Source organism: Noviherbaspirillum humi, assembly GCF_900188095.1.
Taxonomy (GTDB): Bacteria; Pseudomonadota; Gammaproteobacteria; order Burkholderiales; family Burkholderiaceae_D; genus Noviherbaspirillum; species Noviherbaspirillum humi.
Genome location: NZ_FZOT01000007.1, coordinates 191131 through 210522, shown reverse-complemented (window position 1 = coordinate 210522; position 19392 = coordinate 191131). Strand labels below are relative to the sequence as shown.

17 protein-coding genes are annotated in these 19392 nt (G+C 66.3%); 13 read left to right on the top strand and 4 right to left on the bottom strand.

What is annotated here, in order from left to right:
- Positions 1–376: 376 nt before the first annotated feature.
- Together CHB88_RS12995 and CHB88_RS12990 are read right to left on the bottom strand one after the other, a co-directional pair.
- On the bottom strand, positions 377–2008 hold the full coding sequence (locus CHB88_RS12995) for an HAL/PAL/TAL family ammonia-lyase (protein ID WP_089399752.1): 1632 nt from the start codon (positions 2006–2008) through the stop codon (positions 377–379).
- A 12-nt stretch (positions 2009–2020) separates the two neighbouring features.
- On the bottom strand, positions 2021–3235 hold the full coding sequence (locus CHB88_RS12990) for a urate hydroxylase PuuD (RefSeq protein WP_089399751.1): 1215 nt from the start codon (positions 3233–3235) through the stop codon (positions 2021–2023).
- A 117-nt stretch (positions 3236–3352) separates the two neighbouring features.
- Between CHB88_RS12990 and CHB88_RS12985 the strand changes: the two genes are divergently transcribed.
- From CHB88_RS12985 to CHB88_RS12965, 5 genes are all read left to right on the top strand, one after another.
- Complete coding sequence (locus CHB88_RS12985; RefSeq protein WP_089399750.1) at positions 3353–4294, top strand: LysR family transcriptional regulator; 942 nt, start codon at positions 3353–3355, stop codon at positions 4292–4294.
- A gap of 87 nt (positions 4295–4381) precedes the next feature.
- Positions 4382–6016 carry an MFS transporter gene (locus CHB88_RS12980; protein WP_089399779.1) on the top strand — a complete coding sequence of 545 codons (1635 nt, stop codon included), beginning with the start codon at positions 4382–4384 and terminating at the stop codon, positions 6014–6016.
- 137 nt (positions 6017–6153) lie between these two features.
- A complete protein-coding gene (gene puuE, locus CHB88_RS12975; protein ID WP_089399749.1) occupies positions 6154–7125 on the top strand; it encodes an allantoinase PuuE in 972 nt (323 codons plus the stop codon).
- Complete coding sequence (locus tag CHB88_RS12970) at positions 7122–8873, top strand: allantoate amidohydrolase (RefSeq protein ID WP_089399748.1); 1752 nt, start codon at positions 7122–7124, stop codon at positions 8871–8873. Before puuE ends, CHB88_RS12970 begins: the two co-directional genes overlap by 4 nt.
- Complete coding sequence (locus tag CHB88_RS12965) at positions 8866–10224, top strand: 8-oxoguanine deaminase (protein WP_089399747.1); 1359 nt, start codon at positions 8866–8868, stop codon at positions 10222–10224. The genes CHB88_RS12970 and CHB88_RS12965 overlap by 8 nt, the downstream gene beginning before the upstream one ends.
- A gap of 62 nt (positions 10225–10286) precedes the next feature.
- On the opposite strand, the gene CHB88_RS12960 is transcribed toward CHB88_RS12965, so the two are convergent.
- Both CHB88_RS12960 and CHB88_RS25170 read right to left on the bottom strand, forming a co-directional pair.
- A complete protein-coding gene (locus CHB88_RS12960) occupies positions 10287–11303 on the bottom strand; it encodes an extracellular catalytic domain type 1 short-chain-length polyhydroxyalkanoate depolymerase (RefSeq protein WP_176442454.1) in 1017 nt (338 codons plus the stop codon).
- Positions 11304–11640: 337 nt separating this feature from the next.
- Complete coding sequence (locus tag CHB88_RS25170) at positions 11641–11796, bottom strand: hypothetical protein (protein ID WP_176442453.1); 156 nt, start codon at positions 11794–11796, stop codon at positions 11641–11643.
- 122 nt (positions 11797–11918) lie between these two features.
- On the opposite strand from CHB88_RS25170, the gene CHB88_RS12955 reads away from it, so the two are divergent.
- From CHB88_RS12955 to aroQ, 8 genes are all read left to right on the top strand, one after another.
- Positions 11919–12701 (top strand): IclR family transcriptional regulator domain-containing protein, encoded by a 783-nt coding sequence (locus CHB88_RS12955; RefSeq protein WP_089399745.1) that lies wholly within the window; start codon positions 11919–11921, stop codon positions 12699–12701.
- Between the two features lie 387 nt (positions 12702–13088).
- Complete coding sequence (locus CHB88_RS12950; protein ID WP_089399744.1) at positions 13089–14090, top strand: TRAP transporter substrate-binding protein; 1002 nt, start codon at positions 13089–13091, stop codon at positions 14088–14090.
- 94 nt (positions 14091–14184) lie between these two features.
- Positions 14185–15060 (top strand): 4-hydroxyphenylpyruvate dioxygenase, encoded by an 876-nt coding sequence (locus CHB88_RS12945; protein ID WP_089399743.1) that lies wholly within the window; start codon positions 14185–14187, stop codon positions 15058–15060.
- Positions 15061–15085: 25 nt separating this feature from the next.
- Positions 15086–15967, top strand: a complete 882-nt coding sequence (locus CHB88_RS12940) for a sugar phosphate isomerase/epimerase family protein (protein WP_089399742.1) — start codon at positions 15086–15088, stop codon at positions 15965–15967.
- 72 nt (positions 15968–16039) lie between these two features.
- Positions 16040–16594, top strand: a complete 555-nt coding sequence (locus tag CHB88_RS12935; protein WP_089399741.1) for a TRAP transporter small permease — start codon at positions 16040–16042, stop codon at positions 16592–16594.
- 31 nt (positions 16595–16625) lie between these two features.
- Positions 16626–17906: a TRAP transporter large permease subunit gene (locus tag CHB88_RS12930; protein ID WP_089399740.1), complete on the top strand. Its 1281-nt coding sequence runs from the start codon at positions 16626–16628 to the stop codon at positions 17904–17906.
- Between the two features lie 95 nt (positions 17907–18001).
- Positions 18002–18868, top strand: a complete 867-nt coding sequence (locus tag CHB88_RS12925; RefSeq protein WP_089399739.1) for a shikimate dehydrogenase — start codon at positions 18002–18004, stop codon at positions 18866–18868.
- Positions 18869–18893: 25 nt separating this feature from the next.
- Positions 18894–19340, top strand: coding sequence for a type II 3-dehydroquinate dehydratase (aroQ, locus tag CHB88_RS12920; RefSeq protein WP_089399738.1), 447 nt, complete (start codon positions 18894–18896; stop codon positions 19338–19340).
- The last annotated feature ends 52 nt before the right edge of the window (positions 19341–19392 follow it).

The window sequence follows — 19392 nt, the reverse complement described above, 5'->3', positions numbered from 1 at the left end:
CAGGTATTCTTGCCGGAATGACAGTTAAGCCTGGCATTGGGCACACGGCTTTACAGAGAGGTCACTGTCCATAATTCGAAGCCCTGACAGGTTTAATTGATGGGGCGTTTCCTTTGGCAGCTCAGGTTTTGCCTCAAGAGATTCCGGTGAATCAGGCCCTTCCCGCCAACACCTTTTCGGATCGGGTAGGGCGGGGGCGGCTTTTTTATTGCGCGTGAAGACGCCGCGCCGCGCCGAGTGGAGAGCGGGAAGCGGAAGACGGGGCAGGGCAACCGGCATGGTCTGCCTGGCGGGAGGATGCAGGAGGAGTCGGCAAGGAAGCTGCAGCCCGGCTGGGGCAACCCCGCGAGGCTGCAGAGGATGAGTCAGCGGTGAATCACAGGAAGCTGCCCACCGCATTCTCCACCGCGCCGCGCACCGAGCCGCTGGCGATGAAGGAGTGCGCCACGGCGATGTCGTCGTGGTACCAGCGGTCGCCTTCCAGGCAGGCCGGGATCTGGCGCCGGATCTCGTCGTAGGCGGCCTGCGTTCCCCTGCCGAGCGCGAAGCCGGGCAGCATGCCCTCGGTCATGGTGAGCGCCTGCGCCGACAGCAGCATTTCCACGCCGACGATGTAGCGGGTATTGGCCAGCACCTGCGCCGCCTTGCGCGCGCACCAGGTGGAGTTGGAGATGTGGTCTTCGGCATTGCCCTTGGCCGGGATGCTGTCGACGCTGCCAGGCATGCTCAGGGTGCGGTTCTCCATCACCAGCGCCGTCATCGAGCATTGCACCACCGGGTAGCCGGTATTGACGCCGCGGATGCCGCTCATCAGGTTGCGCGGCAAGCCCCAGGACAGGGTCGGATCGACAAGGCGGGCGATGCGGCGGTCGCAGATGCTGCCAAGGTCGGTCAGCGACATGGCCAGCAGGTCCATCGCCTGCGCCAGGTACTGGCCATGGAAATTGCCGCCGGAGATGATCTCGAAGCCTTCCTCGACCTGTTCCTTGCGGAAGATGAGCGGGTTGTCGGTGGCGGAGTTGATTTCGCGCTCGACGATGGTGTCGATGTAGCCCAGCGCGTCGTACACCGGGCCGTAGACCTGGGGCGCGCAGCGCAGCGAGTACACATCCTGGATGCGCGGGGTGTAGGGGATGTCTGTGCGGCGCTGTTCTTCCGGCAGCTGCACCGCCCGCGCCTCGTGGCTGGTGCGGGTGGAGCCGGCAAGCAGGGTGCGCACCGCCTCGGCCACCTTGATCTGGCCGACATGCGGCCGGGCGCGGTGGATGCGGGCATCGTAGGCCGACATCTCGGCGCGCATCGCCTCCAGCGTCAGGCCGAGCGAGATGCAGGCATCCGACAGCAGGGCACGGGCATCATGCGCCGCCAAGACGGCAACCGCGAGCGACACCGTGCAGCCGTTGATCAGCGCCGAGGCATCCTTGGCCTTCAATTCGAATTCCACCTCGCCGATGCCCGCTTGGCGAATCGCTTCCGGCGCGCTCATGCGCCTGCCCTGGTACATGACCTCGGCCTGCTCGAAGCCGGCGATGGCGGCGGCGAGATAGGCCAGGGGCGCCAGATCGCCCGAAGCCCCGACCGATCCCTTCTGCGGCATGATGGGATGAATGCCGGCATTGAGGAAGGCGAGCAGCCTGTCCACCACTTCCACCCGCGGCGCGGAGTAGTTGCTGGCGAAGGCATTGGCCCGCAGCAGCATGGTGGCGCGGCTGACTTCCTCGCTGAACGGCTCGCCCAGACCGGCGGCGTGGGCATTGATCATCTGCGTCTGGAACAGGCCGATGTGCTCGACCTTGATGCGGGTGTCCTTCAGCAGGCCGACGCCGGTGTTGAAGCTGTACATCATCGGCGCTTCGTCGTGCATCCAGTTGGCTTCGATGTAGTCGCGGCTTTCCTTCAGGGCCGCGCGGGCGCCGTCGGCCAGCGCAACCTTCAGGCTGGCGTCGCGCGCCACCCGCACGGTGTCGGCGGCGCTGAGGGTGAATCCGTCAATGGCGATCATGGTCATGAAATCTTTCGGTTATTTGGCGCCGGCCTGGTACCAGGCGCCGATGATGGCGCGTTCTTCCTCGGTGATCTGGGTGAGGTTGGCCAGCGGCATGGCTTTCAGCTGCACCGTCTGCACATAGATCTTGTCCTTGTGCTGGCGGATCAGTTCCGGCGTGTTCAGCATCACGCCGGCCGGGGCCGAGGCGAAGCCGGGCTGGGTCGGCCGATCCGAGTGGCAGGCGACGCAGCGCTGGCTGACGATGGCCTGCACCTTCTCGAAGCCTGGCGCGGCGCTGCCGGCCGCAGCCGCCACCGGCGCCGCCGGCTTCGGGGCGATCGCGACGGCAACGGCGAGCAGGATGGCCACGCCGGCGGCGGGATACCCCCAGGCAATGCGGCCCTTGTGCTTCAGGTTGAAGAAATGCCGGATGAGCACGCCAGCCGCCATGATAGCCGCCAGCACCAGCCAGTTCCAGGCATGGTTGTAGGTCATTGCGTAGTGGTTGCTGATCATGATGAACAGCACCGGCAGCGTGAAGTAATTGTTGTGCACGCTGCGCTGCTTGCCGCGCTGGCCGTAGACCGGGTCGGGCAATCCGCCGGCGCGCATGGCGTCCACCATCTTGCGCTGGCCGGGGATGATCACCATCAGCACATTGGCCACCATGATGGTGCCGATCATCGCGCCCACATGGATGTAGGCGGCGCGCCCGCTCAGCAGCTTCGACAACGCATAGGCCACGGCGACGATGAACAGGAACATCACGATGCCGAACAGGCCGTCGCGCTGGCCCAGCGGCGAGCGGCACAGCAGGTCGTACACCGTCCAGCCCAGCACCAGGGTGCCGAGGCCGATGGCCACCGCCTGCCACGGCGCCAGGTCGGCCACCGAGCGGTCTATCATCATGGCGGAGGCGTTGAAGTGGTAGACGATCAGCAGCAGCGCGAAGCCGGTCAGCCAGGTGGAATAGGCTTCCCACTTGAACCAGTGCAGCTCCGCCGGCAGTTCCTTCGGCGCCACCAGGTACTTCTGCGGGTTGTAGAAGCCGCCGCCATGCACCGCCCACAGCTCGCCCGACACGCCTTTCTGCGCCAGATCGGAGCCGGGCGCCGGCGGGCGGATGGTGTTGTCCAGCCAGACGAAGTAGAACGAAGCGCCGATCCAGGCGATGCCGACGATCAGGTGCAGCCAGCGCACCAGCAGGTTCAGCCAGTCGGCGGCGTAAGAAACCAGGTAAGCTTCCATTTCTGTCCCGTAATTAACCCACCCTACGAAGATAAACCGCAGTGCGTCTAATGGTATGGGAAATCAGGTATATTCCACATATCCGATTTCTTATATAACGAAACCCTCAAGCGCTTCATGTCCAACCTGCCGTCCCACATCGACCTGCACCTGATCCGCATCCTGTACATGCTGCTGTCGGAGAAGAACGTGTCGCGGGTGGCGCTGAAGCTGAACCAGCCGCAGCCGTCGATCTCGGCGGCGCTGCGCAAGCTGCGCGAGATGACCGGCGATCCGCTGCTGGTGCGCGGTTCGCGCGGCATGGTGCCGACCCAGCACGGCGAGAGCCTGCTGCGGCCGGCAAAGAAGATCCTGGAGGAAACCGAGCGCCTGTTCGTGCAGAAGCGGCCGTTCGCGCCGCAGGAGGCGGCGCGCACCTTCCACATCGCCGCGCCGGACTACCTCGACAGCCTGTTCCTCCCGAACGTGGTGTCGCGGGTGCGGCGCGAATCGCCCAACAGCCGGGTGGTGATCCACCACATCGGCCGCGACGTCGACTATGCCCGCATGCTGTCCGACGGCGAACTCGACCTGGTGATCGCCAACTGGGACGAGCCGCCGGCCCACCTGCACCTGTCGCGCCTGTTCCAGGACCCGATCGCCTGCGCCATGCGCGCCGATTCCGCCTATGCCAAGCGCACCGGTCCGGAGGAGATGACGGTGGAGGATTACCTGTCCCTGCCGCACGTGGCGCCGTCGCAGATGCTGCCCGGCTATTACGGCGTGATCGAGAGCTATCTGGAGCGCCACAACCTGCGCCGCAACGTGGTCGTGGAATCCGCCTATTTCGGCCAGATGCCCTACATGCTGACGCAGACCGACCTGGTGCTGACCACCGGCCGCCAGTTCCTGCGGCTGTACGAGAGGAGCCTGCCGCTGAAGACCTTCACCGTGCCGATCAAGTTTCCGGCGATGCGCTTCTATCAGCTGTGGCACGACCGGGTTCACCATGCGAGCGAGCACAAGTGGCTGCGCGGGCTGATCAGCGGCGTCGGCAAGGAGCTTCTGGCCCGCGCCTGACCATGCCGAAAGGAAAACCCGTTGTGCATCCTCAAGCCGGATGCGATCATGAACGGCGACAATAAGAGCGCCGAACGCCTATCATCCATGCCCCCGCAAACCGAAACACCGCCCGAAGCCCCGGCTTCCAGCCGCGTCAGCAACGCGTCCAACTCCGTACTCGATCCGCTGAAGCGGCCGGTCTTCCGCATGCTGTGGATCACCTGGCTGATCGCCAACGTCTGCATGTGGATGAACGACGTCGCCGCCGCCTGGCAGATGACGTCGCTGACTTCCACGCCGATCTGGGTGGCGCTGGTGCAGACCGCCTCCACCCTGCCGGTGTTCCTGCTCGGCCTGCCGAGCGGCGCGCTGGCCGACATCCTCGACCGGCGCCGCTATTTCATCACCACCCAGTTCTGGATCGCCGGCGTCGCCTCGCTGCTGTGCGTGGCCATCGCTTCCGGGCTGATGACGCCGCCGCTGCTGCTGGCGCTGACCTTTGCCAACGGCATCGGCCTGGCGATGCGCTGGCCGGTGTTCGCCGCCATCGTGCCGGAACTGGTGCCGCGCGCCCAATTGCCGCATGCGCTGGCGCTGAACGGCATCTCGATGAACGCCTCCCGCATCATCGGCCCGCTGGTGGCCGGCGCCATCATCGCGGCGGCCGGCAGCTTCTATGTGTTCCTGCTCAATGCGTCGCTGTCGGTGGTGGCCGGCTTCACCATCATGCGCTGGAAGCGGGAGCATGTGCCCAGCCCGCTCGGCCGGGAAAAGCTGCTCAGCGCGATGCGGGTGGGCGTGCAGTTCGTCGGCCAGTCGCCGCGCCTGAAGTCGGTGCTGCTGCGCATTTCCATCTTCTTCTTCCATTCCACCGGCCTGCTGGCATTGCTGCCGCTGGTGGCCAAGGGCATCGAGGGCGGCGGCGCCGGCACCTATACGCTGCTGCTGGCATCCATGGGGGCGGGCGCCATCACGGCGGCGCTGTTCCTGCCGCGCCTGCGCCAGATCATTCCCAGCGACCGCGTCATCCTGATGGGCGCGGTGCTGCAGTCGCTGGCCATGGCGGGCGTTGCCTTCGCGCCCAACGTCTACACCGCGGTGTTCGGCATGTTCTGCGGGGGCATCGCCTGGATTTCATCCGCCAACACCCTCAGCGTGGCGGCCCAGCTCGGCCTGCCCGACTGGGTCCGGGCGCGCGGCATGTCCATGTACCAGATGGCCATCATGGGCGCCAGCGCTTCCGGCGCCGCGCTCTGGGGCCAGGTGGCGACGCTCACCAGCGTGCAGACCAGCCTGGCGATCGCCGCCTGCACCGGCGTGCTGGCCATGCTGGCCGCCTACCGGGCGATGGGCGACCGCAGCATCGAGGAAGACTTCACGCCGTCGCGCGCCATCCGCGCGCCGCAGGCGGAACTGCCGCGCGACAGCGGCCGGGTGCTGGTCACCATCGAATACCTGATCGATCCGGCGCGGGCCGATGAATTTCTGGCGCTGATGCAGGAAAGCCGGCGCAGCCGCCTGCGCCAGGGCGCGCTCGGCTGGGAACTCCTGCGCGACATCGCCGTGCCGGGGCGCTATGTGGAACAGGTGATCGATGAATCCTGGACCGAGCACCTGCGCCGGTTCGACCGGGTCACCGCCGCGGACGTCGCCCTGAGGGAGCGCAAGATGGCCTTCCATCTGGCCGACCAGCCGCCGGTCGTGACGCGCTGCCTGATCGAGCCGGTGGGACGGAGCTGAATCGCTATATTCGACTGCTGAAAACGGTTATCAGCAGGCCGATATAATGGGGGCGCTCCTGCCGGCTAAGATTCAACAGCCGGCCCTGCCTTTCCGAAAGGCAGGACGTACGATCGCGACCCTACTCGATATCCCCCATGGATCCCTACAAAGATTATCCCCGCGACCTGATCGGCTACGGGCCGAATCCGCCGCATGCGCAATGGCCGGACGGCGCTCGCATCGCCCTGCAATTCGTGCTGAACTACGAAGAAGGCGCGGAGAATTCGGTGCTGCACGGCGACCGCGCTTCCGAAACCTTCCTCTCCGAGATCATCGGCGCCCAGGCTTTCGACATGCGCCACATGAGCATGGAATCGTTGTACGAGTACGGCTCCCGCGCCGGCCTGTGGCGGCTGCTGCGCATGTTCGAGCAGCGCCGGCTGCCGCTCACCATCTTCGGCGTGGCGATGGCCCTGAAGCGCAATCCGGAGGCGGTGGCCGCCTTCCGCGAGCTCGGCCACGAGATCGCCTGCCACGGACTGCGCTGGATCAGCTACCAGCACATGGATGAAGCCACCGAACGCGCCCACCTGCAGGAAGCGGTGCAGATCATCCGCGAGCTCACCGGCGAGTCGCCGCTGGGCTGGTACACCGGGCGCGATTCGCCCAATACCCGCCGGCTCGTCGCGGAACATGGAGGCTTCGCCTACGACGCCGACAACTATGGCGACGACCTGCCGTTCTGGCTGCAGGTCGCAGTGCGCGAGCCGGACGGCAGCGAAGCGCGACGGCCGCACCTGGTGGTGCCCTACACCCTGGACACCAACGACATGCGCTTCGCCGCCATGCAGGGCTTCAATTCCGGCACCCAGTTCTTCGATTACCTGAAGGATGCCTTCGACGTGCTCTACGCCGAAGGCGACCCGAACGGCCTGAACCGGCCGAAGATGCTGTCCATCGGCCTGCATTGCCGCCTCGTCGGCCGGCCGGCGCGGGCCGCCGCGCTGGCGCGCTTCCTCGACTACGTGCAGTCGCACGACAAGGTCTGGATCACCCGCCGCATCGACATCGCCGAACACTGGCGCCAACATCATCCCTTCGACGCCGCCACGGCGCATGCAGCATGAGCCTCACACTCGACATCCTCAATACCTGCGACGCCCAGGCCTTCACCGAAGCGCTGGGCGGCATCTACGAGCATTCGCCCTGGATTCCGATGCGCGCCGCGGCGAACCGGCCGTTCCGCAGCCTGGATGGGCTCAAGCTGGCGCTGCAGGCGGTGGTGGCGTCCGCCTCCGACGACGAAAAGCTGGGCCTGATTCGCGCCCACCCGGAACTGGCCGGCAAGGCCGCCATCGCCGGCGAGCTGACGCGCGAATCCACCGGCGAGCAGGCCAAGGCCGGCCTCAACCAGTGCAGCCCGGAAGAGTACGCGCGGCTGCATGAACTCAACGCCGCCTACAACCAGCGCTTCGGCTTTCCCTTCATCCTGGCGGTGAAGGGACCGGAGGGCAACGGCCTCACGCGCCAGCAAATCATCGCCACCTTCGCCCGCCGCCTGAAGAACCGGCCGGTGGACGAAATGGCCGAGGCGCTGCGCCAGATCGGCCGCATTGCCGAGCTGCGCCTGAACGATCTGCTGGGAGCGACGCCGGCCTTCGGCAATGCGGTGATGGCGCAGGCGCGGGCGCTCGCCGCCCATAGCGACGATGCCGACGGCCTGACCTGCGCCTACCTCACGCCGGCGCATCGCCAGACCGCGGCGCAGATCGCGCAATGGATGCGCGAGGCCGGCATGACGGCAACCATCGACGCCGTCGGCAATGTGGTCGGCCGCTACGCCGCCGATGATGCTTCCGCGAAGACGCTCATCACCGGGTCCCATTACGATACGGTGCGCAACGGCGGCCGCTACGACGGCCGCGCCGGCATCCTGATCCCGATCGCGGTGGTCGGTCATCTCAACAGGCAGGGCAGGCGCCTGCCTTTTCACCTGGAAGTCATCGCCTTCGCCGAGGAGGAGGGCGTGCGCTACCGCAGCACCTTCCTCGGCAGCAGCGCCGTCACCGGCGGCTTCGATTCGAGCCTCCTGGAGCATGTCGATGCCGACGGCATCAGCCTGCGCCAGGCGCTGCAGGCGGCCGGTCACGATCCGGCGCAGATTCCGGGCATCGCCCGCGATCCGAACCAGGTGCTGGCCTTCGTCGAACTGCACATCGAGCAGGGGCCGGTGCTGCTGGAGCAGAACCTGCCGGTGGGCGTGGTCACGTCCATCGCCGGCAGTTCCCGCTACATGCTGGAGCTCGCCGGCAGCGCCGGCCATGCCGGCACCACGCCGATGGACATGCGGCGCGACGCGGCGGCAGCCGCGGCCGAGATCGTGCTGGCGGTGGAAAAGCGCTGCAGCGGCATCGCCGGCCTGGTCGGCACCGTCGGCATCCTGCAGGTGCCGAACGGCTCGGTGAACGTGGTGCCGGGCGCCTGCCGCCTGTCGCTCGACATCCGCGCCGCCGAGGACGAGGTGCGCAAGGCGGCGGTGGCCGACGTGCTGGCCGAGATCAAGACCATCTGCGGCTGGCGCCAGGTGGAGTACGCGCTGGAACCGATTCTGGAAGCCGCCGCCTCCGCCTGCGCGCCCGGTCTCATGCGCCGCTTCGACGCCGCCATCGAGAAGCTCGGCCTGCCGCTGCTGCGCCTGCCCTCCGGCGCCGGGCACGACGCGATGAAGATGGCGGAACTGTGCGACATGGCCATGCTCTTCATCCGCTGCGGCAACGGCGGCGTCAGCCACAATCCGCTGGAAACCATGACCGGCGACGACGCCGACCTGGCGGCCCGCATCCTGCTCGATTTCCTGCTGGACTTCCATGGCTAAGACCCTGCTCATCAAGAACGCCCAGGTGCTGGTCACCATGGATGCGCAGCGGCGCGAAATTGCCGGCGGCGCCGTCTTCATCCGCGGCAACGTGATCGAGCAGGTGGGTGCCAGCGCCGACCTGCCGCAGACGGCGGACGAGGTGATCGACGCCAGCGGCCGCCTGGTGATGCCGGGCCTCGTGAATACCCATCACCACATGTTCCAGAGCCTGACGCGGGCGGTGCCCGGCGCGCAGGACGCCGAGCTGTTCGGCTGGCTCACGCACCTGTATCCGATCTGGTCCGGCCTCACCGGCGAGATGGTGAAGGTCTCGACCCAGACCGCGATGCTGGAGCTGATGCTCTCCGGCTGCACCACCAGCAGCGACCATCTGTATCTCTATCCGAACGACTGCCGGCTCGACGACAGCATCGAGGCGGCGCAGCAGATCGGCATGCGCTTCCATGCCGCGCGCGGGTCCATGAGCGTGGGCCGGTCGCAGGGCGGCTTGCCGCCCGACAGCCTGGTCGAGGATGAAGCGGAAATCCTACGCGACACGCAGCGCCTGATCGAAACCTGGCACGACCCGGAACGCCACGCCATGCTGCGCATCGTGGTGGCGCCGTGCTCGCCGTTCTCGGTCTCGCCCGACCTGATGCGGGAATCGGCGCGCCTGGCGCGCAGCCATGGCGTCTCGCTGCATACCCATCTGGCGGAAACCGCCGGCGACGTGGCCTACAGCCGCGAGCGCTTCAACATGACGCCGGCCCAGTATGCGGAAGACGCCGGCTGGGTCGGGCACGACGTCTGGCATGCGCACTGCGTCAAGCTGGATGATCACGGCATCGGCCTGTTCGGCCGCACCGGCACCGGCGTCGCCCACTGCCCCTGTTCCAACATGCGTCTGGCGTCCGGCATCGCGCCGGTGCGCAGGATGCTGGAGGCGGGCGTGCCGGTCGGGCTCGGCGTCGACGGCAGCGCCTCCAATGACGGCGCCCACATGCTGGGCGAGGCGCGCCAGGCGATGCTGCTGCAGCGGGTCGGCTCCGGTCCCGATGCGATGACGGCGCGCCAGGCGCTGGAAGTGGCCACGCTCGGCGGCGCCAAGGTGCTCGGCCGCGACGACATCGGCGCGCTCGCGCCCGGCATGGCGGCCGACCTGGTGGCGTTCGATCTGCGCCGGCACAATTTCGCCGGCGCGCTGCACGATCCGGTAGCGGCGCTGGTGTTCTCCGCGCCCGCGGGCGCGGACTTCAGCATCATCAACGGCCGCGTGGTGGTGCGCGACGGCCGCTGCCTGACGCTGGATGCCGGCGTGCTGGTGGAGCGGCACAACCGGCTGGCGGCAGAGTTGGTGGCGGGCTCTTAGAAACGCTTCCCGGCGTCCGGCAGCGGCGCTCGTGGTCGCGTGGATCGGCGCGCCGGTTGCCGCTATGCCACCGGCCGTGACATGGGCTCGACAAAGGCTTGCGATTGGCGCCACACCGGCCGCCGATGCGCCAGGAAAAACCGCAGCATCTCCCGGCTCGCATCCGGACCGCGCGGGTCGGCGAAGCTGCCGGCCGGATCGCCGCCGGACCAGTCATGGCCGGCGCCATGGACGACCCACTGTTCCGCCATCACCCGGCCGCCCTGGTCGATGTACACCGCCTGCGTATAGGCATGCCCCTCTTCCACCTGGCCGTCGCGCAGCTTGATCCACATCTCGGACGACGGCGCGGCCTGATTGGCGATGGCGGCGACGACCTCGTTGCCATTGTCGGGATGCACCGTCCTGTCCATGTCGCCGTGGAAGACGATGGCCGGCACCGGCGGCAACTCCCGCTGCGATTGTTGAAGGCGCCGCGCCCCGTCGAGGTCGAGCCGGGCGCCATGGCGCATCGCCATCATCGCGGAATAGACATCCTGCGCGCGGCGATAGGCGAGGCCCGAATGCACGCCGACGGCGGCATACAGGTCGGGATAGGTATGGGCCATGACGGCGGCCATGGACGCGCCGGCCGACAAGCCGGCGACGTAGACCCGGCGCGGATCGATGGGCTGGCTGCGCATCACCTGCCGCGTGATGCCGGCTATCAGCGCCGGCTCGCCGGCATCGCGCTGCTGGTTGGCCGGGTCGAACCAGTTCCAGCAGCGCATGCGGTTCACCCGGTCGGATTGCGCCGGATAGGCGACGCAGCAGCCCTGTTCCTGCGCCAGTTCGTTCATCCGGGTGGCGATGGCGAAGTCGCGCGGTCCTTGCGCGCAGCCATGGAGCATCACCAGCAGCGGCAACGGCGAATCGCCCGCGCCAGCCGGCACGAACAGGAGATAGTCCAAATGGCCGTGGCGGGCATCGCGGTAGGTCCGCCACAGGAACTGGGCGCCGGGATCGGGCCGGGGAGCGGCATGGTGGGTGGGCGCGGGCGGGCCGGCGGGATCGGCTTCCTCCGGAGCGGGGGCGGGCAATGCCCGAAAGCTCCCGGTCCCTGCCGTTTCCCGGGCCGCGCGCGGCGGGCGGTGTTTCAGAATGAGCTGGGTAGCGTGTCGAAAGGCTCGCAGCATGGTTTTCTCCCCGAGACATATCCGCTGCCTGACGGCAATGCGGATCCCTTCGCGGCGCTTCACTCGCAAGGCGAAGTCGCGCGAACGGTTATGTTGCGATGCAATATCGGGGTATGAGTCCGTCCGCCGCCGCCGGTTCCCGAGATTGCACGTCGCCTCGAACCCGCCTAATGCCGCGCTGGTGGATCGGACATGCATTTCCTCGAATCAAGCATGGCCGCAAGCACATGGCGCAGCGCCTTCATGCCGGGCACCAGGCCTGCACCAGTTTTCGGCTGGCCCGCTTGGCGATGGACATCGCCCGATCGATACGCCCGCTGCGAATCGCCACCGCAGGCATGGCCGACTTCGTCGTCGATGCGCCCGTATCGGTCGCGACGCTGGTCTTCAATGGCAAGCCGTCGTTCCACGATATCCGCCGTCCGGCTCGCCATGAGCGGCGGGGGACGACCTGCTCCCCGTGCTTGGGTTCGGGGAACCGGGTTTGCGCGGTGTGGGGCTTTGCTTCAGAATCGCGGCATGAAAGACGCCGACAAGCTCAACACGGACATCCCGAAGCGCGACCTCATCGAAGGCCTGATGAAGGGCATCGACGTCATCAGCGCCTTCAACGGCGAGGCGCGCCGGATGACGGTGAGCGAAATGGCCAAGACGGTGGGCCTGACCCGCACCGCGGCCCGGCGCTATCTGCTGACGCTGGTCCATATCGGCCTCGCCGCCACCGACGGCAAGGAGTTCTGGCTGACGCCGCGCGTGCTCAATCTCGGCCGCTCCTACCTCGATTCGGCCCATGTGCCGAATGCGGTCGTGCCCTTCCTGCAGCGCCTCACCCAGCAGCTGCAGGAGTCCACCAATTTCTCCATCCTCGACGGACCGGAGGTGGTGTACCTGACCCGGGTGATCGCGCCGCGCCTGGTCACCGCCGGCTTCGAACCCGGCACCCGGCTGCCGGCCTACACCTCCACCGCCGGCAGGGTGCTGCTCTCCACCCTGTCCGACCCCGAGATACGCGCCTATCTGGGCGGCGTCGAGCTGATCGCCTACACGCACATGACGGTCACCGACAAGGACCAGCTGTTCCGGGAGTTGCAGGAGATACGCCATGTCGGCTACGCGGTGACGGAGAGCCAGTATGAACTCGGCATGCGCGGCATCTCGGTGGCGGTGAAGAACCGCCGCGGCGCGCTGATCGGCGCCATCAGCGTGTCGATGAACGTCGCCAGCTGCTCCCGCGAGGAAGCCATCTCGCGCTGCATTCCCGCGCTCCAGGCGACGGCCAACACCTTGATGATGTGGCTTTGACCGTTTTCGGCCTCGGTTTTCCAAGCCTTCCGCCAGACCATCAATCGATTTGCAATCCGTCTCACGGCGTTCAATTTGAGTCTCGGCCGGCAAGTTGCGGCCCGCTCCCACCTGCCTGAATCAAAAAAACAGAGATTTTCGCGAAGCGCGCACTCTTTGCGCGTTTATCGCGCAAACAACGTTTTCCGCGGTTTTCGTCACCTGTCCGATTGCCTATACTTCGCGGCATTCAAGCTCGCATGAAGCCATTTGAAGCGGTTGCCAAGGCGAATGCAGCCATAAAAATATCGATGAACACTGTTTCAGGAGCGGCCGGACAGTGGTCAGTGCGCAGCGAATCGGCCGCTCGCTCAACCAGTCAAGACACCCCCGCAGGAGACACGCTACATGAAGCTTTTTCGCACCGTTGCCGCCAGCCTCGCGCTGCTGCTTCCGCTTACCGCCGCCTATGCCCAGGACATCAAGGAACGCACCATCAAGTTTTCCTTCCTGAATGAAAAGGAGCATCCGCAAGGCCTCGGCGCCCAGAAATTCGCCGACCTCGTGGCCAGCAAGAGCGGCAACAAGATGAAGGTGCGCCTGTTCCCGGGCGGCACGCTCGGCGGCGACCTGCAAACCCTGTCCGCGCTCCAGGGCGGCACGGTCGAAATGACGGTGTTGAACGCCGGGCTGCTGTCCAGCCTGAACAAGGAATTCAGCGCCCTCGACCTGCCTTTCCTGTTCAACGACGCCAAGGAAGCCGATGCGGTGGTCGACGGCCCGTTCGGCAAGCGCCTGTTCGACAAGCTGCCGGAGAAGGGCCTGGTCGGCCTCGGCTACTGGGACCTCGGGTTCCGCAACCTCTCCAACAGCAAGCGCCCTGTCGCCAAGCTGGAAGACATCGCCGGCCTGAAGATCCGGGTGGTGCAGTCGCCGGTCTACATCGACCTCTTCAATACCCTCGGCGCGAATGCGGTGCCGATGCCTTTCCCCGAGGTTTACACCGCGCTGGAGCAGAAGGCGATCGACGGCCAGGAAAACCCGCTGGCGACGATCTACAGCTCCAAGTTCCACGAGGTGCAGAAGTACATCACCATGACGCGCCACATCTACAACCCGCAGGCGCTGTTGATGAGCAAGAAGTTCTGGGACCAGCTCTCCGCCCCGGAAAAGAAGGTGATCGCCGATGCGGCGCATGAAGCCCAGGCTTACCAGCGCCAGGTGTCGCGCGAGAAGGATGCGGTCGCTGCCGAGAACCTGAAGAAGGCCGGCATCCAGATCAATGAGCTGCCGCCCGCCGAGATCGCCAGGATCCGGGAGAAGGTCAAGCCGGTGGTGGCCAAGGCCAGCGGCGACATCAAGGACGCCGTCGCCGAGCTCAACAGCGAGATCGCCAAGGTCCGCAAGTAATCCCGCAGCGCTTGCCGCGCCGGAGCGCGCGGTCGCCTGAATCCCTACGCCACATCGTCTTGGCGCCGCCATGCAGGCGGCGCAAGGAGTCGTCATGCCCATTCGCGACAACAATCCGGAGCCGACCAACCCGCTCGGCATCGATGGCATCGAGTTCATCGAATACGCCACTTCCGAGCCGCTGGCCTTCGGCGCCATCCTGGAAATGATGGGCTTCGCCCAGGCCGCGCGCCATCGTTCGCGCGAAGTGGTGCTGTACCGCCAGGGCAGCATGAACATCATCGTCAATGCCGACCCGGCGGCGCGCGAAGCGATGGGCGCCAATGTGCAGGCAACCGTCCTGTCCGGCGTTGCCATGCGGGTGCGGGACGCCAACTATGCCTATCGCCATGCCACCGACCTCGGCGCCTGGCCGATTCCCACCCGGGCCGGCGCCATGGAGCTGAACATCCCCGGCGTGCACGGCGTGGGCGACTCGGTGATCTACTTCGTCGACCGCTACCAAGATTTTTCGATCTACGACGTCGACTTCAAGCCGGTGCCGGGCGGCGACCGCCGCGACAATGCCATCCCCGGCCTGCACTTCTTCGGCGTGGTGCAAGCCATCCGCGCCGACCGCAGCCGCGAATGGATCGACTTCTACCAGCAGCTGATGGGCTTCCAGGTGCTGCCGGAAGGGAAGTACTTCGGCGTGCTGCCGAAGGGCACGCTGCTGGAAAGCCCATGCCACAAGTTCTATCTGCAGCTGATCGAGCCGCCGGCGGACGCGGTCGACCTGAACTGGGAAGAAGCGCTGATCCGCGTCGGCATCGGCGCGCCGGATGTGCCCGCGGCGACCCGCGCGCTGCAAAAGCGCGGCGTGGTGTTCGTCGACCGCGATCCAGTCCAGCCGAGCGACAAGGGCGCGCTCACGCAGTTGTTCAAGGGCGGCGTCAGCTTCGAGCTGGTGCACAGCCATATCGAAGCCTGAGGCATTTTCCGCGCAAAGGACGAGCATGAACCTCTCACACTTCGGCATGGATACCGTCACCCTGGCCGGCACGCTCGAAGCCAAGCTGGCGGCGTCCAGGGCGGCCGGCTTTTCCCAGATCATGCTGTGGGCGCGCGACCTGGCCGGCCATCCGCATGGCCTCGATGCAGCGGTGCGGCTGGTGAAGGACAGCGGCCTGCGCGTGACCGGCATCCAGGTGATGCGCGACTACGAAGGCTTGTCGGGCCGGCTGCATGACTACAAGGTGGACATCGCCAGGAGCATGCTGAAGATCTGCCATGCGGTGGGCTCGCCGCTGCTGATGATGTGCTCATCCACCTCCAGCCACGCCAGCGGCGACATCGAGGTCATCGCGCGCGACCTGGCCAAGCTGGCCAACCTGGCGGTGCCCCTCGGCGTACGCATCGGCTACGAGGCGCTGTCCTGGGGGCGGCATGTCAACCTCTACCAGCAATCCTGGGAGGCGGTGGACCTCGCCAACCATGCCAACGTCGGCGTGGTGCTGGACAACTATCACATCATCGCCAACGGCGGCACGCTCGACGACCTGGACGACATCCCGGCCAGCAAGATCGCCATGGTCCAGCTCTCGGACTTCATGTGGCGCGAGATCCGCAGCCCCGAGGAGCGCATCGAGACCGCCCGCCACCTGCGGGTGTTTCCGGGCGAAGGCGAGCACTCGCACGAGATCTCGGAGATGGTGCGCAAGCTGTACCGGCTCGGCTATGAAGGCGACTACAGCTTCGAGGTCTTCAACGACGACTACCTGCAGATGCCGCCCGAGGCCGTGGCGAATCGTGCGCGCGACTCGGCCAAGTGGGTGACCGACCAGGTACTGCGGCGCAGCCTGCGGGTGCGGGAGAACCCGGCGGCGCGGGTTGCCTGAGAACGGCGGCGCCAGCCGCAAGATCACAATAACAACATTCGAATCATTGGAATCACGACGAGGAAAGACATCATGAATCGCCTGCTGGATCGCTACTGCCGCCTCATGGAAGCGGTTTCCGCCTTGTTTCTCGCCATCATGGTGCTGCTGGTGTTCAGCAACGTGGTGCTGCGCTACGTCCTGAACACCGGCATCACCGTCGCGGAGGAAGTGTCGCGCTGGCTGTTCGTCTGGATGACTTTCATGGGCGCGATGGTCGCCATGCGCGAGCATGGCCATCTCGGCACGGATTTCCTGGTCGGGCGGCTGCCGGCCGCGGGCAAGAAGGTTTGCCTGGTGCTCGGCCACCTGCTGATGCTGTATGTCACCTGGCTGCTGTTCAACGGCAGCCTGGCGCAGGCAAGGATCAACTGGGATGTGGCGGCCCCCGCCACCGGCGCGCCGATTGCGATCTTCTATGCCTCCGGCGTGCTGTTTTCGGTGTCCACCGGCGTGGTGCTGCTGCTCGACTTGTTCCGTGCGCTGACCGGCCGGCTGTCGGACGACGAACTGGTGATGATCCAGGAATCCGAAGAAGCCGCCGAACTGGAAGCCCTGCTGCGCGAACAGGCCAAGGCAAAGACCTGACCGACCCACTACGAATTACGGAAACACGATCATGACAGTCGGAATTTTTCTCGGATCCCTCCTCGGCGCCATGGCGATCGGCATTCCCATCGCCTATGCGCTGCTGGCCAGCGGCGTGGCGCTGATGTGGCATCTCGATCTGTTCGATGCGCAGATCCTGGCGCAGAACGTCATCAACGGCGCCGACAGCTTCCCGCTGCTGGCGGTTCCCTTCTTCATGCTCGCCGGCGAAATCATGAACGTCGGCGGCCTGTCGGCGCGCATCGTCAAGTTCGCGCTGTCGCTGGTCGGCCACATCAAGGGCGGCCTCGGCTACGTCACCATCCTGGCAGCCTGCCTGCTGTCGGCGCTGTCCGGCTCGGCGGTGGCGGACGCGGCGGCGCTCACCGCGCTGCTGCTGCCGATGATGGTCAAGGCGGGACATGACAAGTCGCGCGCCGGCGGGCTGATCGCGGCGGCCGGCATCATCGGCCCGGTGATTCCGCCATCGATCGGCTTCGTCATCTTCGGCGTCGCGGCCAACGTCTCGATCTCCAAGCTGTTCCTGGCCGGCATCGTGCCCGGCCTGCTGATCGGCGCCGCCCTGTGGCTGACCTGGTGGCTGCAGGTCAAGCGCGAGAACATCACGCCGCCGCCGCGCAAGTCGATGGCGGAAGTGATGGAATCCTTTCGCAGCTGCATCTGGGCGCTGCTGCTGCCGGTGATCATCCTGGTCGGCCTGCGCTTCGGCATCTTCACGCCGACCGAGTCGGCCGTCATTGCCGCCGTCTATGCGCTGTTCGTCTCCGTCGTCATCTATCGCGAAATGAAACTGTCGCAGCTGTACGGCGTGTTCGTGGCGGCGGCCAAGACCACGTCGGTCGTCATGTTCCTGGTGGCGGCGGCCATGGTGTCGGCCTGGCTCATCACGGTGGCCGATCTGCCCAGCAAGATGATCGACATGCTGGAGCCCTTCATGGGCAACCCGACCCTGCTGATGATCGCCATCATGATCCTGGTGATGATCGTCGGCACCGCCATGGACATGACGCCGACGATCCTGGTGCTGACGCCGGTGCTGATGCCGGTCGTCAAGGCGGCCGGCATCGATCCGGTCTACTTCGGCGTGCTGTTCATCATCAACAACTCCATCGGCCTGATCACGCCGCCGGTGGGCACCGTGCTCAGCACGGTCGCCGGAGTGGGGCGCATGAAGATGGACGAAGTCACCAAGGGCGTGATCCCGTTCATGATCGCCGAGTTCATCATCATGTTCGCGATGGTGCTGTTCCCCTCGCTGGTGACGGTGCCGGCCAAGTGGTTCGCCGGCTGAAGATTAGCGCCTAACTCTTAAACCCAATTCTTTTAACAGGGCCCGCGGCCTTCGTGCCGGGGCTGGAGCCCCTTTACGTCCAAAAAGGCTAACCCGTGAACCAACAGAAGTATCTCATCGGCCTGATCGGCGCCGGCATCCAGCAGTCGCTGTCGCCGCGCATGCACGAGATCGAGGCTGCCCAGCATAACCTGCGCCTGCACTACCAGCTGATCGACATCGACCGCAACGGCGGCAGCGTGGACGATCTGCCGCTGCTGCTCACGGCGGCGAAGCTGATCGGCTTTGCCGGCCTGAACATCACCTATCCCTGCAAGCAGGCGGTAATTCCGCTGCTGGACGAACTGTCGGATGAAGCGCGCGCGGTGAACGCCGTGAATACGGTGGTGATCCGCGACGGCCGCCTGACCGGCCACAACACCGACGGCACCGGCTGGGCCTGGGGATTCCGCCGTCAGCTGCCCGAGGCCAATCTGGATCGCGTGGTGCTGCTGGGCGCCGGCGGCGCCGGCGCGGCGGTGGCGGATGCGGTGCTGCGGCTGGGCGCGAAGCACCTCGCCATCGTCGACCAGGATGGCAAGCGGGCCGAGGCGCTGGCGCGGCGCATGGCCGAGCTGCATGGCGCCAGCTGCGTGGAAGCGGGCGCCGGGGCCGAGCGCGCGCTGACTCATGCATCGGGACTGATCCACGCCACCCCGGTCGGCATGGACAAGCTGCCTGGGCTGCCGCTGGACGCGGCGCTGCTGCGTCCGGAGATGTGGGTATCCGAAGTGGTGTACTTCCCGCTGGAGACGGCGCTGCTCAAGGCGGCGCGGGCCATCGGCTGCGCCACTGCCGACGGCGGCGGCATGGCGGTGGGGCAGGCGGTCGGCGCCTTCCGCCTCTTCACCGGCCTGGAGCCCGACGTGGCGCGCATGGATGCCCACCTGCGGTCCATGGTGCGTTCCCGCGGCAATGCCTGATCGATCAAGAAAGAAGAGGGTACCTATGAAAACCATCCTGGTGCTGAACGGCCCCAACCTCAACCTGCTCGGCAAGCGCGAACCCTCCGTCTATGGCCGCCAGACCCTGGCCGACGTCGAAAGCCTGTGCCGGCAGGCATGCGACCAGCATGGATTCGCGCTCGACTTCCGCCAGTCCAATCATGAGGGCCACCTCATCGACTGGATCCATGAAGCCGGGGAGCGGCAGGCCGCGGGCGATCTGCAGGGCGTGGTGTTCAATGCCGGCGCGCTGACCCATACGTCGTTGGCGCTGCATGACGCGATCAAGGGCGCCAGCGTGCGCGTGATCGAGCTGCACATCTCGAACGTGCATGCGCGCGAAGCCTTCCGCCACCACTCCTGGATTTCGCCGGTGGCACAGGGGGTGATGGCCGGCTTCGGCATCCATGGCTATGTGCTCGCGATCCAGGCGCTGGCGCAGCAGGCTTAAAAAGGAATTTCCGGCCGCCGCACCCGCGGTGGCCGGCAGCAGCGATCCGAAA

Excerpts from the sequence above, each read along its gene's own strand:
- CHB88_RS12980 (WP_089399779.1), top strand. The coding sequence starts at position 4,382 with ATGCCCCCGCAAACCGAAACACCGCCCGAAGCCCCGGCTTCCAGCCGC.
- CHB88_RS12995 (WP_089399752.1), bottom strand. The coding sequence starts at position 2,008 with ATGACCATGATCGCCATTGACGGATTCACCCTCAGCGCCGCCGACACC.
- aroQ (WP_089399738.1), top strand. The coding sequence starts at position 18,894 with ATGAAAACCATCCTGGTGCTGAACGGCCCCAACCTCAACCTGCTCGGC.
- CHB88_RS12985 (WP_089399750.1), top strand. The coding sequence starts at position 3,353 with ATGTCCAACCTGCCGTCCCACATCGACCTGCACCTGATCCGCATCCTG.
- CHB88_RS12970 (WP_089399748.1), top strand. The coding sequence starts at position 7,122 with ATGAGCCTCACACTCGACATCCTCAATACCTGCGACGCCCAGGCCTTC.
- CHB88_RS12945 (WP_089399743.1), top strand. The coding sequence starts at position 14,185 with ATGCCCATTCGCGACAACAATCCGGAGCCGACCAACCCGCTCGGCATC.
- CHB88_RS12950 (WP_089399744.1), top strand. The coding sequence starts at position 13,089 with ATGAAGCTTTTTCGCACCGTTGCCGCCAGCCTCGCGCTGCTGCTTCCG.
- CHB88_RS12965 (WP_089399747.1), top strand. The coding sequence starts at position 8,866 with ATGGCTAAGACCCTGCTCATCAAGAACGCCCAGGTGCTGGTCACCATG.
- CHB88_RS12955 (WP_089399745.1), top strand. The coding sequence starts at position 11,919 with ATGAAAGACGCCGACAAGCTCAACACGGACATCCCGAAGCGCGACCTC.
- puuE (WP_089399749.1), top strand. The coding sequence starts at position 6,154 with ATGGATCCCTACAAAGATTATCCCCGCGACCTGATCGGCTACGGGCCG.
- CHB88_RS12935 (WP_089399741.1), top strand. The coding sequence starts at position 16,040 with ATGAATCGCCTGCTGGATCGCTACTGCCGCCTCATGGAAGCGGTTTCC.
- CHB88_RS12990 (WP_089399751.1), bottom strand. The coding sequence starts at position 3,235 with ATGGAAGCTTACCTGGTTTCTTACGCCGCCGACTGGCTGAACCTGCTG.
- CHB88_RS12930 (WP_089399740.1), top strand. The coding sequence starts at position 16,626 with ATGACAGTCGGAATTTTTCTCGGATCCCTCCTCGGCGCCATGGCGATC.
- CHB88_RS12940 (WP_089399742.1), top strand. The coding sequence starts at position 15,086 with ATGAACCTCTCACACTTCGGCATGGATACCGTCACCCTGGCCGGCACG.